Origin of the sequence: Bradyrhizobium sp. LTSP849 (assembly GCF_000938255.1) — a bacterium.
Classification (GTDB): domain Bacteria; phylum Pseudomonadota; class Alphaproteobacteria; order Rhizobiales; family Xanthobacteraceae; genus Bradyrhizobium.
The window spans coordinates 401,704-413,823 of the sequence record NZ_JYMR01000004.1; the positions used below are offsets into that span (position 1 = coordinate 401,704).

Sequence of the window (12,120 nt, forward strand, 5' to 3'; positions counted from 1 at the left end):
GATCGAACCCACCCTCCCTCCATCGCGACCAATTCCCGGGCGGCCTCGACCGCCCGGAGCCTTTGGCATGGACTGGACCTGGTATCTCTTCCGCTTCGACGGCCGCATCAACCGGGCCCTGCTGTGGCAGGCGCTGCTGATCGTCGCGTTGCTGGTGGGGCTGCTGGGGATCATCGGTCAGGTCATCGGAATCGTCGAAGGGGCCTCATCGACCCTCAAGTTCAAGCTCGACTTCGATTTCGACTTCGGCCTCGATGACCTCTTCAAGGTGGTCGACCCGCGAGCCTATCGTTTGCTGCCATCCGCCGAGCGTCCAACCCTGATCCTCAAGGTCCTCGGCACCTCGCTGTTTCTCTGGATCTACCTCGCGACCGCGATCAAACGGCTGCACGATCGCGACAGAAGCGGCTGGTGGATCATTCCCTTCTTCTTCGTCCCCAATCTGCTGTTTCATTTCCGGGGTGTTCTGCTCTGGGGTTTTCTGCCTGACGCCGACTGGTTTGTTGCGTTCGACTTGGCCATCCACGCGCTGTGGCTGTGGGGGCTTATCGAGTTGTTCATTGCGCCCGGCACCTCGGGCAGCAACCGGTTCGGCCCTGATCCGCTGGCTGAGATTGAGGAGAGCCCGGCATCCGCCTCGCCCCCTGCAAAAAGCTGGGACCAGCAGAGCGAAATCGAATTTGTCCCGCCGAGTGCTAGCCCACCCGGCGGCATGCATGTTAAGCGAGGCGCATGAACGATGCCTTGTCCATTGCCCGCGATCTGATCCGCTGCCCCTCGGTAACTCCGGCCGATGCCGGTGCGCTGGGCGTGCTTGAAACGGCCCTCAACGCTGCCGGTTTTACCTGCCACCGCGTGACCTTCAGCGAGCCCGGCATCGCCGACGTCGACAATCTCTATGCGCGGATCGGCACTGACGGCCCGCACATCACCTTCGCCGGCCACACCGACGTGGTGCCGCCCGGCGACGAGAGCGCCTGGAGCGTCGGCGCATTCTCGGGCGAGGTCCGGGACGGTTTTCTGCACGGCCGCGGCGCGGTCGACATGAAGGGCGGCATCGCCTGCTCGGTGGCCGCGGTGCTCGAACATCTTGCCGCGAACGACGGCAAGGCGCGTGCGGATGGCAAGGGCTCGATCTCGTTCCTGATCACCGGCGATGAGGAAGACGTCTCCATCAACGGCACCATCAAGCTATTGAAATGGGCCGCGGAGCGCGGCGAAAAATTCGATCATTGCGTGCTCGGCGAGCCCTCCAATGTCGAGACACTCGGCGACACCATCAAGGTCGGCCGCCGCGGCTCGCAATCCGGCACGCTTTACGTCGACGGCGTGCAGGGCCATGTCGCCTATCCGCTTCGCGCCGCCAATCCGGTGCCGGACATTTCGCGATTGATCGTGGCGATCTCCGACGAGCCGCTCGACCACGGCAGCGCGCAGTTCCAGGCCTCCAATCTCGAATTCACCTCGGTCGACGTCGGCAACACCGCCAACAACGTCATCCCCGGCCAAGCCCGCGCAAAATTCAACATCCGCTACAACGACAACCACACGCAAGCGAGCCTGCGCGAGCTGGTCGAGACGCGGCTGACAAAGGCCTGCGGCAACCGCATCCGCGCCCGCATCGTCTGGGAGCCGTCGAACTCCAACGTGTTCGTCACCAAGCCCGGCCCGTTCACCGATCTCGCGGTCTCCGCGATCGAGGAGATCACGGGCCGCAAACCGGAGCTGTCGACCTCAGGCGGCACCTCGGATGCGCGCTTTATCTCCAGCTATTGCCCTGTGATCGAGTTCGGCCTGGTCGGCCAGACCATGCACCAGGTCGACGAGCGCGTGCCGGTCAAGGATCTGGAGAAGCTGACAAAGGTGTATCGGGGGATACTGACGCGGTATTTTGCGTAGCGCTCAGCTGTCATCGCCCGCGAAGGCGGGCGATCCAGTACTCCGAGACAGCAGTGGTTAAGCCGAGAGGCCGCGGCGTACTGGATGCCCGCCTTCGCGGGCATGACAGTGGTGGGGTTGGCGAGAGCGCGCGTCCCTTCTACTTCAATAATCCACCTTCATCAGATACAGCCCGTCCGGCGGAGCGACGATGCCGCAGGCGGCGCGGTTGCGGGCTTCGAGCGCTTGGGAGAGATCGTCGGCGGTCCAACGGCCTTCGCCGACCCACATCAGCGATCCCACCATCGAGCGGACCTGGCTGTGCAGGAAGGAGCGCGCGGAGGTGAGGATCGTCACCTCGCGGCCGTCGCGCAGCACGTCGAGCTGATCGAGCGTCTTCTCTGGCGATTTGGCCTGGCACTCGGTGTCGCGGAACGTCGTGAAATCGTGCTTGCCGAGCAGGCGTTGTGCCGCCGCATGCATCGCATCGCTATCGAGCCGGCGCGGCACGCGCCAGGCGTGGCCGATATCGAGCGCGAGATTGGCGCGGGTGTTGACGATGCGATAGCGGTAGTGGCGCTTCACGGCCGAGAAGCGCGCCTCGAAAGTCTCGGGCACGATCTCGGCCTCTAACACCGCGATCGGATGCGGGCGCAGATGCGCATTCAGCCCGTCGCGAAAACGGCCCGGCGGAAACTGCTTCTCGATATCGACATGGGCGACCTGGCCGCGCGCATGCACGCCGGCATCGGTGCGGCCGGCGCCATGGACGCGCAGATCCGCACCGGTCATCGCCTTCACCGCCGCCTCAAGCGCGCCCTGCACCGAGGGCAGAGTGTCCTGCACCTGCCAGCCGAAGAACGGCGCGCCGTCATATTCGATGGTGAGCTTGTAGCGGGGCATCAGGCCAGCCGCATCGGCGGCTCGACCTTCACGCCGCGCAGGAAGTCCACGGCCTGCATCCGCGCCTTGCCTTCGCGCTGGAGCTCGAGAATGCGGATGGCGCCCTCGCCGCAGGCGATGGTGAGTTGATCGTCGAGCACCTCGCCCGGCGCGCCCGAACCCTTGGCCAGCTCACAGCGCAGGATTTTCACGCGTGCCTTCTCAAGCTCGGCCCAGGCGCCAGGAAACGGCGACAGACCGTGGATGTGGCGCAGCACGTCGCGCGCGGGTTTGGTCCAGTCGATCCGTGCCTCAGCCTTGTCGATCTTGGCGGCATAGGTGACGCCATCCTCACTCTGCTTCTTGAGCTGAAGCCCGCCGCGCCCGAGCGCGGCCATGGCGCGGACCATCAGATCGGCGCCGAGACGGGAGAGGCGATCGTGCAGATCGACCGCGGTCATGTTGTCGGGAATCGCGATGCGCTCGGCCATGGCGACGTCGCCGGTATCGAGCCCGACGTCCATCTTCATCACCATCACGCCGCTCTCGGCGTCACCGGCCATGATGGCGCGGTTGATCGGTGCAGCCCCGCGCCAGCGCGGCAGCAGCGAGGCGTGCAGATTGTAGCAGCCGAGCTTTGGCGCATCGAGGATCGCCTGCGGCAGGATCATGCCATAGGCGACGACGACGGCAGCGTCGGCATCGAACGCGCGAAATTCCTCGAGCGCTTCCTCAGTCTTCAACGTCTTCGGCGTCAGCACGGGCACGCCGAGCTTTCGGGCAGCCTCTTCCACCGGGGTCGGCTGCAATTGCAGGCCACGCCGCCCGCCCGGCTTCGGCGCGCGGGTGTAGACGGCCACGATCTCGTGGCCATGCGCGACGAGCTCGAGCAGCGTCGGCACGGAGAAATCGGGCGTACCCATGAAGATCAGGCGAAGGGGCATCGACGGAACTCACTCCCCGCGCTTGGCGGCCTTCTCGAACTTCTTGATCACGCGGTCGCGCTTGAGCTTTGACAGATAGTCGACGAACAGCACACCGTTGAGATGGTCGATCTCGTGCTGGATGCAGGTGGCGAAGAGGCCTTCGGCATCCTGCTCGTGCACCTTGCCGTCGAGATCGGTGAAGCGCACGCGCACCTTCGCAGGCCGTTCGACCTCCTCGTAATATTCGGGGATCGAAAGACAGCCTTCCTCGTAGACCGACAGCTCCTCGGACGAGGCGATCACTTCCGGATTGATGAAGACGCGCGGCTCCGGCGTGGTTTCGCCGTTCTCGTCGCGCTTGGCGAGGTCCATGGTAATCAGCCGCAAGGGCTGCGCGATCTGGATCGCCGCGAGCCCGATGCCGGGCGCGTCGTACATGGTCTCGAACATGTCGTCGGCAAGCTTGCGGATCTCCGGCGTGACCTTCTCGATCGGCTTGGAGACCAGACGCAGCTGCTTGTCGGGCAGGATGATGATTTCTCTGAGGGCCATGGCGGGCGATTTAAGCCGCGCGCGCCGAGCGGTCAATGCGGCCGGGAACTCCGTTAACGATCCGCTAACCATAAATCCTAGGGTTTCGTTAACCATAAAAATTAACGGGGCATTACCCATAAATGTTCGCTATTCGTTCGTGCGGGGATGCGAATCGGCTAGAAGCACAGGCATGAACGAGATCATTTTCCTGGTTGGCGACTGGCCGGTGCGCACCATCGATGCGCTGATCGGCTTCGGCGTCCTGGTCCTCATCCTGCTGCTGGTGATTGCGGTGGTGATCGCGCGCTCGGGACGGCGCGGCGCGGAACTCGCGATGGCCAATGCCATCCGGGCCGACGAGCTCGAGGAGCGCGTCAGCCAAATGCTGCACGCCCAGAGCGAGGCCTCGGGCCGGGTCGATGCCATGACCCAGACGCTGGCCGGCCGCCAGGCCGATATGGCGCGGGCGGTCAACGAGCGGCTGGATTCGGTGACCCATCGCGTCGGCCAGTCCATGGAGAACACCACCCGCAACACCATGGAGAGCCTGCACGCGCTGCACGAGCGGCTCGGCATCATCGACAGCGCGCACAAGAACCTGACCGATCTCACCACCCAGGTGACGACCTTGCGCGACGTGCTCGCCAACAAGCAGTCGCGCGGCGCCTTCGGCCAGGCCCGAATGGAGGCGATCGTCCAAGACGGACTGCCGAAAGGTGCCTATGAGTTCCAGTTCACGCTCTCGACCGGAAAGCGGCCGGACTGCGTCGTGTTCCTGCCGGACCAGCGACCGCTCTGCATCGATGCGAAATTTCCGCTGGAGGCGATGACCGCGCTGCATGACGCCCGCACCGACGAGGAGAAGCGGATCGCCACGCAGCGCTTGCGCGGCGACGTGATGAAGCATGTCAGCGACATCGCCGAAAAATATCTCGTCGCCGGCGAGACCCAGGAGATGGCGCTGATGTTCGTTCCGTCGGAATCGGTCTATGCCGAAATCCATGACGGGTTCGACGACGTGATCCAGAAGGCCTACCGCGCCCGGGTCGTGCTGGTGTCGCCCTCGCTCCTGATGCTTGCGATCCAGGTGATGCAGCAGATCATGAAGGACGCGCGGATGCGCGATGCCGCCGACCAGATCCGCACCGAGGTGATCAAGCTCGGCGACGACCTCGGCCGTCTGCGCGACCGCGTGCTGAAACTCCAGAAGCATTTTGCCGACGCCAACGAGGACGTGCGCCAGGTGCTGATCTCCGCCGACAAGATCGAGAAGCGCGCCGGGCGAATCGAGGAGCTCGATTTCAGCAAGACCGATGCGCCGGAAGGCCCGCATCTGGTGGCGACCGGTGCCGCCGAGCTGTTTCCAAGGAAGCTCCAGGCGGGGGAGTGATTCTCCTCCACGATCCGATAAGCTGCCGCCTCAACACCGCTGTCGTCGCCCGGCTTGACCGGGCGACCCAGTATCCCAGAGACGGCAGATGGGCACACGCTGCTACTACGTCTACATCCTCGCCAGCAAGATCGGCGGTACGCTCTACATCGGCGTAACGAATGATCTCATCCGCCGTGTGGCCAAACACAAATTGCAGTTGGTCGAGAGCTTCACGAAGGAATACGGCGTCGTGAAGCTCGTTTACTTCGAGCAGTTCGATGATCCCGAGAATGCGATCAAACGTGAGAAGCGGCTGAAGAAGTGGAAGCGTGATTGGAAGATCGCGCTGATCGAGAAAGACAATCCGGATTGGAACGATCCCTATTCTGAGATCGCAGGTCCTCCATAACTTCAGCCTCTAGAATACTGGATCGCCCGGTCAAGCCGGGCGACGACACCTCCTTTGTGGCCGGCAAAAACGACAGCTCCCTTGCGGCCCCCAGAATCTGCTAACACCGCCCCATGACCGCACCCGACGCGACCTCCCCTGCCAGTCCCGACACGGCCCCCTCCTCCTGGCGCGACAGCCTTGCCGTTTACCTGCAACCGCGGGTGCTGATCGTGCTGTTCCTCGGCTTCTCGTCCGGGCTGCCGCTGGCGCTGTCGGGCTCGACGCTGCTGGTGTGGATGCGGGAGTCCGGCGTCGATCTCGGGACCATCGGGCTGTTTGCGCTGGTCGGCACGCCCTACACGCTGAAATTCCTGTGGGCGCCGCTGGTGGATGCGCTGCATGTGCCGCTGTTCACCCGCGCCTTTGGCCGCCGGCGCGGCTGGCTGCTGTTCTCGCAATTGCTGCTGATCGTCGCGATCCTGCTGCTGGCGCTGACCGACCCCGCGCGCTCGCCGTTCTACGTCGCGCTCGGCGCCCTGCTGGTGGCGACGACGTCCTCGACCCAGGACATCGTGGTCGACGCCTTTCGCGTCGAGAGCCTGCCGGAGAGCGAGCAGGCCGCCGGCATGGCGTCCTACGTCGCGGCCTATCGCATCGGCATGCTGGTCTCGACCGCGGGCGCGCTGTTCATCGTCTCCGGTTTTGAGAGCACGGGCATTCCGCGCACATCGGCCTGGATGTGGGGCTATGTGGTGATGGCCGCGATGGTGCTGATCGGCACTGTCACCGCGCTCGCCGCGACCGAGCCCGAGCAATCATTGCGGGCCGAAGCGGCGACACAAACCGAGACGGCGTTCGAGCGGGTGCTGCACGCCGCGATCGGGGCCTTCTCGGAATTCCTGTCGCGCAAGGACGCGATCGCCGCGCTCATCTTCGTGGTGCTGTTCAAATTCACCGACGCGTTCTCCGGCACCATGACGGCGCCGTTCGTGATCGACCTCGGCTTTTCCCGCAACGATTATGCGGCGATCGTGAAGGGCGTCGGCCTGGCCGCGACGTTGATCGGCGGCTTTGCCGGCGGTTTCGTCGCGCGGCGCTATTCGCTTTCGACCAGTCTGTGGATCGGTGGCGTCGTGCAAGCGCTCGCCAACCTGTCCTTTTCCTGGCTCGCTTTCGTCGGCACCAGCCAATGGGCGCTGGCCTTCGCCATCACCTGCGAGAATTTCACCAGCGCTATCGGCACCGTGATCTTCGTCGCCTATCTCTCGGCGCTGTGCCAGAACCCGCTGCACACGGCGACGCAATATGCGCTGCTCACGGCGCTCGCGGCGGTCGGGCGCACCTATCTCTCATCGGGTGCGGGCTACGTCGCCAAGGCGACCGGCTGGCCGCTGTTCTTCGTGATCTGCGTGCTGGTGGCGATCCCGAGCCTGGTGCTGCTGACCTGGCTGCAGAAGCGCGGGCACTTTGAGGCGCTGGGGCCGGTGCGGGTGTAGGCACCACTCGCTGTCATGCCCCGCGAAGGCGGGGCATCCAGTATTCCAGAGACGGTTGTGATTAGCCGAGAAGCCGCGGCGTACTGGATCGCCCGGTCAAGCCGGGCGACGACACCGGAATCGTGGAAAGAGCACCCCCTACTGCTTCCTGATCAAGCTCCACTTCGTGATCACGGCTTCGCTCATCTGGCCGGGATCGCTGGCGCAGGCGACCTCGTCGACCTTGACCGAGATCTCCTTGCCGACGAACGATTTCAGCTGCGCGGCCTGCGCGTCGCTGGAGGTGACGAGCTGGAAAGTCTCCGGCCCGGTCTCGAGATCGCACAGCCCGCTCGGCGCGGGCAGGCGGCGCGGCTCGGAGGTGATCTGGTAGGTCGCAATCCGCTTGCCGGCGTTCTTGACGTCGCGCACTTTCATTGTGTTGAGCTCACCCGACAGCACCTCGCCGGTGTTGATCGGCTTGCCCGGCTTCGCCGGCGGCGGCGCCTCGTCATCCTGCTGCGCGGAGACGGCCGGGGTCACCACCGTCATCATCATCGCGACCAAAGCCAGCTGTTTGGCGAATCGTTTCGTCATGTCGTCGGTTCCGTAAGTCTGGATTGCTAGAACAGGGTCCGCTGCCGCATGGCGGCCGATAGCGTACCTTCATCGAGATAATCAAGCTCGCCACCGACCGGCACACCATGGGCGAGACGCGTTACTTTTACGTTGGCGTCCTGGAGCAGGTCGGTGATGTAGTGCGCCGTGGTCTGGCCGTCGACCGTCGCGTTCAACGCCAGGATGATTTCGTGCACCTCGGCAGCATGCGCGCGCGCGACCAACGCGTCGATGGTGAGATCCTGCGGGCCGACGCCGTCGAGCGGCGACAGGGTCGCCCCTAGCACGTGATAGCGCCCGTGAGTTGCATTGGCCCGCTCCAGCGCCCAGAGGTCGGCGACATCGGCGACGACGACGATGATGGCGGGATCGCGCTTCGGATCGATGCAGACCGTGCAGGGATTTTGGGTGTCGATGTTGCCGCAGGTCTTGCAAACCTGGACCTTGTCGAGCGCGACTTGCAAGGCCGAGGTCAGCGGCGTCATCAGCGCTTCGCGCTTCTTGATCAGATGCAACGCGGCGCGCCGCGCGGAGCGCGGACCGAGGCCCGGCAGGCGCGCAAGAAGCTGAACCAGCCGCTCGATTTCAGGACCCGCAACCGCGCCCATATTATTGGCCGAACAGCCCCGGCGGCAGGCCGAGCCCGCCGGTGAGCGACTGCATCTTCTCCTGCATGGCAGTCTCAGCCTTGCGGCGCGCGTCGCCAAATGCGGTGACCAGAAGGTCTTCCAGCACCTCGCGTTCTTCGGCCTTCATCAGCGAGGGGTCGATCTTGACGCCCTTGACGTCCATCTTCGCGGTCATGCGCACCGCGACGAGGCCGCCGCCGGAGATGCCCTCGACCTCGACATTGCCGAGCTGCTCCTGCATCTCCTGCATCTTGGATTGCAGCTGCGCCGCCTGCTTCATCATGCCGAGAAAATCAGCCATGGGTGCGTGTCCTTGGAAAGATGGGCTTTAGAGATCGTCGTCGGCGTCGGAACCGTCGGGCGGATCGTCAGAGCCATAGTCAGCGTTAATATTGGAGTCCGGCGTCTCCGGGGCAAGCCTGCGGACCTCGACGACTTTCGCACCCGGAAAACGCGACAGCACCTCTTGCACGCGTGGATCGGCCTCGGCGGTACGCGCGTGTTCCTGCTTGGCGGCCTGGTTGACCGAGCGCAGCGTCGGCTGGCCCTGCTCGTTGGAGACGATCACAGTCCAGCGCCGGCCGGTCCAGAGCTCGAACTTGCGCGCGAGCTCGGTAATCATGGTCTTGGAGGCATTCGGCTCGAGCGCGATCTCGAGCCGGCCCTCCTCGAAACGGACGAGGCGCATGTCGCTTTCGAGCGCGGCCTTGGTCATCAGGTCGCGCTTCTGGCCGGCGAGCGCGACGAGCTGGGTGAAGCTCGTGACCCGCAGAGCCGGCGTGGCAGCTTGCGGGTCCGGCGCGGGCGCAGCCATCTGCGGCCGGGCGGCGCCGCCGAACGAGGACGGCGATGATGTCGGCATGCGAACCGGCACCGCAGACGCAACAGGTGCTGCCGGCGCGCTGCGCGCAGCACTGCCGCCGCTCACGACCGGCGAGCCGCCGCCGTTCTGCTCCAGCATCCTGAGCGCTTCGTCCGGGGTCGGCAGATCGGCGACATAGGCGATGCGCACCAGCACCATTTCGGCGGCAGCCGCCGGGCGCGTCGCGGCCTGCACCTCGGTGATGCCCTTGAGCAGCATCTGCCACATCCGCGACAGCACCCGCATCGAGATTTTCGAGGCGAAATCCCGCGCGCGGACGCGCTCGGTCTCGCCATAGGCGACATTGTCGGCGGTCGCCGGCACGATTTTCACGCGGGTGACGAAGTTGACGAATTCGGCGAGGTCCGAGAGCACCACGATCGGATCGGCGCCGACATCGTACTGGTCGCGGAACTCCTTGAAGGCAGCGGCGATGTCACCGCGCGCCAGCGAATCGAAGAGGTCGATGACGCGGGTGCGGTCGGCAAGGCCCAGCATCTGCCTGATAGCATCGGCCTTCACCGTGCCTGCCGCATGCGCGATCGCCTGGTCGAGCAGCGACAGCGAGTCGCGCACGGAACCTTCCGCAGCACGCGCGATGATGCCGAGCGCCTCCGGCTCGATCTCGACGTTTTCCTTGGCGGCGATGTTGGCGAGGTGCTTCATCAGCACGTCGGCCTCGACGCGGCGGAGATCAAAGCGCTGGCAGCGCGACAGCACCGTGACCGGAACCTTGCGGATCTCGGTGGTCGCGAACACGAATTTGGCGTGCTCCGGCGGTTCCTCAAGCGTCTTCAGGAAGGCGTTGAACGCCGCCGTCGACAACATGTGGACTTCGTCGATGATGTAGACCTTGTAGCGGGCGCTGGCCGGCGCGTAGCGCACGCTGTCATTGATCTGGCGGACATCGTCGACGCCGGTATGCGACGCCGCGTCCATCTCCAGCACGTCCATGTGCCGGCTTTCCATGATCGCCTGGCAATGCACGCCCAGTGTCGGCATGTGGACAGTCGGGCCCTTCGCCGAGCCATCCGGCATCTCGTAGTTGAGCGCACGGGCAAGGATACGCGCAGTAGTGGTCTTGCCGACGCCGCGGACGCCGGTGAGGATCCAAGCCTGCGGAATGCGCCCGGTCTCGAACGCATTGGAGACGGTGCGGACCACGGCCTCCTGGCCGATCAGATCGTCGAAAGAGGAGGGGCGGTATTTGCGTGCCAGCACCCGGTAGGGGGTGCCCGGTTGGGCGCCGAGCGAAAAGCCAGCCTGGCCAGCGCTATCGGAATTCGGAGGGGCGCCAGCGTCGGTCATCGGTCGATCCGCAATGGAATGTCTCTCGCCGGCTTTTGCGGAAAGGAGCGCGCTGGCGGCTCGAGCCGCCGGCGCAATTCGCTCGGAAAAACAAGTAGGAGACTGACGAGCGACCCGATCCGGACCTCGTTAGGGCTGCTTCCTTCCGGACCTGACCCGGTTGGCGAGTGGCTCGTCCACCGCCAATCTCCCGGTCCCTATTTGGGGCCAAAAGGGCTGGAAAGCAAGCGGGGAGCTCTGGCTTGCCCAGCATCCGGGCAATTCCTGGCCTGCCCAGCCGATAGGCTGTGCTTTCACTGCCGGGGGCGCCTTGGTATGAACGCTGCCGGAACTCCACCTAACCAGAAAAGCGATTGATCCCAATGGTTACACGTCGTGATGTTGCATCGATTGTCGGACTTGGCGCCATTGGCGTGGCGACCGCGGGCGCGCTCGCCTCCCCGGCCGTGGCCCAGGCGGCCGATCCGAACGAATCGACCTTCGCCCGCATCCGCCGCACCAAGAAGATGCGGATCGGCGCAGTCGGCGGCGGCGCGCCCTATTACATGAAGGATCTCTCCAGCGGCCAGTGGAAGGGCTTTTACGTCGACATCGCGAAAGCACTCGCCGACGACATGGAGGCCGAGCTCGACATCACCGAGACCACCTGGGGCAATTCGGTGCTCGATCTACAGGCCAACAAGATCGACGTCTTCTTCGGCCTCAACCCGACCCCGAAGCGCGCGCTGGTGGTCGATTTCTCGGTGCCGGTCTTCAACAACGCCTTCGGCATCCTCTGCAAGAAGGATTTCAAGCCGAAGAGCTGGGCCGAGCTGAACTCGCCCGACGTCAAGATCGCCGTCGACCAAGGCTCGTCGCACGACCAGGTCGTCAGCCGCCTGACGCCGAAGGCGCAGATCTCGCGGCTGAAGAGCGCCGATGACGCCACCGCCGCGCTCCAGACCGGCCGCGTCGACGCGCAGTGCCTGATCACCATGTTGTCGCTGACCGTGCTGAAGAAGAACCCGTCGCTCGGCCAGTTCGTGCTGCCGACGCCGATCTTCGCCACCACGTCCAACGCCGGCTTCCGTCGCGAGACCGACAAGACCTGGCGCGACTACGTCAACACCTGGATCGACTTCAACAAAGGCCTCGGCTTCATCCGCAACGCCATCATCACGAATATGGAGCTGGTGGGCGTGACCGAGGCGGACATTCCGCCGGGTGTTTCGCTGTAAGTGATGAAGTCAGGGCTGGCTCGCTACG

At 64.7% G+C, this 12,120-nt stretch carries 13 protein-coding genes and 1 other RNA gene; 6 read left to right on the top strand and 8 right to left on the bottom strand.

The window, feature by feature from the left end; translation table 11 throughout:
- Positions 1-67 precede the first annotated feature (67 nt).
- Together UB31_RS04250 and dapE are read left to right on the top strand one after the other, a co-directional pair.
- The gene (locus UB31_RS04250) at positions 68-736 is read left to right on the top strand and encodes a DUF805 domain-containing protein (protein ID WP_045009923.1); all 669 of its coding nucleotides are present in this window, start codon (positions 68-70) and stop codon (positions 734-736) included.
- Entirely contained in the window at positions 733-1,899 is a 1,167-nt protein-coding gene (dapE, locus tag UB31_RS04255) for a succinyl-diaminopimelate desuccinylase (RefSeq protein WP_045009924.1), read from the top strand. Before UB31_RS04250 ends, dapE begins: the two co-directional genes overlap by 4 nt.
- A gap of 144 nt (positions 1,900-2,043) precedes the next feature.
- Here dapE and truA read toward each other — a convergent pair whose 3' ends face one another.
- Genes truA through def form a run of 3 tightly spaced genes read right to left on the bottom strand, consistent with a single transcriptional unit; the run spans position 2,044 to position 4,238 of the window.
- Entirely contained in the window at positions 2,044-2,781 is a 738-nt protein-coding gene (gene truA / locus UB31_RS04260) for a tRNA pseudouridine(38-40) synthase TruA (RefSeq protein ID WP_045009925.1), read from the bottom strand.
- Positions 2,781-3,704: a methionyl-tRNA formyltransferase gene (fmt, locus tag UB31_RS04265; protein WP_045009926.1), complete on the bottom strand. Its 924-nt coding sequence runs from the start codon at positions 3,702-3,704 to the stop codon at positions 2,781-2,783. Before fmt ends, truA begins: the two co-directional genes overlap by 1 nt.
- 9 nt (positions 3,705-3,713) lie before the next feature.
- Entirely contained in the window at positions 3,714-4,238 is a 525-nt protein-coding gene (def, locus tag UB31_RS04270) for a peptide deformylase (protein ID WP_045009927.1), read from the bottom strand.
- Between the two features lie 172 nt (positions 4,239-4,410).
- Between def and UB31_RS04275 the strand changes: the two genes are divergently transcribed.
- The 3 genes from UB31_RS04275 (at position 4,411) to UB31_RS04285 (ending at position 7,479) form a co-directional block, all read left to right on the top strand.
- The gene (locus UB31_RS04275; RefSeq protein ID WP_045009928.1) at positions 4,411-5,610 is read left to right on the top strand and encodes a DNA recombination protein RmuC; all 1,200 of its coding nucleotides are present in this window, start codon (positions 4,411-4,413) and stop codon (positions 5,608-5,610) included.
- An 88-nt stretch (positions 5,611-5,698) separates the two neighbouring features.
- Complete coding sequence (locus tag UB31_RS04280; protein ID WP_045001821.1) at positions 5,699-6,001, top strand: GIY-YIG nuclease family protein; 303 nt, start codon at positions 5,699-5,701, stop codon at positions 5,999-6,001.
- A 113-nt stretch (positions 6,002-6,114) separates the two neighbouring features.
- Positions 6,115-7,479 carry an AmpG family muropeptide MFS transporter gene (locus UB31_RS04285; RefSeq protein WP_045009929.1) on the top strand — a complete coding sequence of 455 codons (1,365 nt, stop codon included), beginning with the start codon at positions 6,115-6,117 and terminating at the stop codon, positions 7,477-7,479.
- Positions 7,480-7,617: 138 nt separating this feature from the next.
- On the opposite strand, the gene UB31_RS04290 is transcribed toward UB31_RS04285, so the two are convergent.
- The 5 genes from UB31_RS04290 to ffs all read right to left on the bottom strand — a co-directional run bounded on the left by UB31_RS04290 (position 7,618) and on the right by ffs (position 11,066).
- The gene (locus tag UB31_RS04290) at positions 7,618-8,055 is read right to left on the bottom strand and encodes a hypothetical protein (protein ID WP_045001818.1); all 438 of its coding nucleotides are present in this window, start codon (positions 8,053-8,055) and stop codon (positions 7,618-7,620) included.
- 26 nt (positions 8,056-8,081) lie between these two features.
- Positions 8,082-8,684, bottom strand: a complete 603-nt coding sequence (gene recR, locus UB31_RS04295; protein ID WP_045009930.1) for a recombination mediator RecR — start codon at positions 8,682-8,684, stop codon at positions 8,082-8,084.
- 1 nt (position 8,685) lies between these two features.
- Positions 8,686-9,006 (bottom strand): YbaB/EbfC family nucleoid-associated protein, encoded by a 321-nt coding sequence (locus tag UB31_RS04300; RefSeq protein WP_045001816.1) that lies wholly within the window; start codon positions 9,004-9,006, stop codon positions 8,686-8,688.
- Positions 9,007-9,033: 27 nt separating this feature from the next.
- On the bottom strand, positions 9,034-10,875 hold the full coding sequence (locus UB31_RS04305; RefSeq protein ID WP_045009931.1) for a DNA polymerase III subunit gamma/tau: 1,842 nt from the start codon (positions 10,873-10,875) through the stop codon (positions 9,034-9,036).
- A gap of 94 nt (positions 10,876-10,969) precedes the next feature.
- Positions 10,970-11,066: signal recognition particle sRNA small type (ffs, locus tag UB31_RS40045), an RNA gene on the bottom strand.
- 171 nt (positions 11,067-11,237) lie between these two features.
- Between ffs and UB31_RS04310 the strand changes: the two genes are divergently transcribed.
- Positions 11,238-12,092, top strand: a complete 855-nt coding sequence (locus UB31_RS04310; RefSeq protein WP_045009932.1) for a transporter substrate-binding domain-containing protein — start codon at positions 11,238-11,240, stop codon at positions 12,090-12,092.
- The last annotated feature ends 28 nt before the right edge of the window (positions 12,093-12,120 follow it).

Bases quoted from the DNA above. Each gene is read 5' to 3' on its own strand.
- def (WP_045009927.1), bottom strand. From the start codon at position 4,238: ATGGCCCTCAGAGAAATCATCATCCTGCCCGACAAGCAGCTGCGTCTG.
- UB31_RS04310 (WP_045009932.1), top strand. From the start codon at position 11,238: ATGGTTACACGTCGTGATGTTGCATCGATTGTCGGACTTGGCGCCATT.
- UB31_RS04300 (WP_045001816.1), bottom strand. From the start codon at position 9,006: ATGGCTGATTTTCTCGGCATGATGAAGCAGGCGGCGCAGCTGCAATCC.
- recR (WP_045009930.1), bottom strand. From the start codon at position 8,684: ATGGGCGCGGTTGCGGGTCCTGAAATCGAGCGGCTGGTTCAGCTTCTT.
- UB31_RS04305 (WP_045009931.1), bottom strand. From the start codon at position 10,875: ATGACCGACGCTGGCGCCCCTCCGAATTCCGATAGCGCTGGCCAGGCT.
- UB31_RS04250 (WP_045009923.1), top strand. From the start codon at position 68: ATGGACTGGACCTGGTATCTCTTCCGCTTCGACGGCCGCATCAACCGG.
- fmt (WP_045009926.1), bottom strand. From the start codon at position 3,704: ATGCCCCTTCGCCTGATCTTCATGGGTACGCCCGATTTCTCCGTGCCG.
- dapE (WP_045009924.1), top strand. From the start codon at position 733: ATGAACGATGCCTTGTCCATTGCCCGCGATCTGATCCGCTGCCCCTCG.
- UB31_RS04280 (WP_045001821.1), top strand. From the start codon at position 5,699: ATGGGCACACGCTGCTACTACGTCTACATCCTCGCCAGCAAGATCGGC.
- UB31_RS04285 (WP_045009929.1), top strand. From the start codon at position 6,115: ATGACCGCACCCGACGCGACCTCCCCTGCCAGTCCCGACACGGCCCCC.
- UB31_RS04275 (WP_045009928.1), top strand. From the start codon at position 4,411: ATGAACGAGATCATTTTCCTGGTTGGCGACTGGCCGGTGCGCACCATC.
- UB31_RS04290 (WP_045001818.1), bottom strand. From the start codon at position 8,055: ATGACGAAACGATTCGCCAAACAGCTGGCTTTGGTCGCGATGATGATG.
- truA (WP_045009925.1), bottom strand. From the start codon at position 2,781: ATGCCCCGCTACAAGCTCACCATCGAATATGACGGCGCGCCGTTCTTC.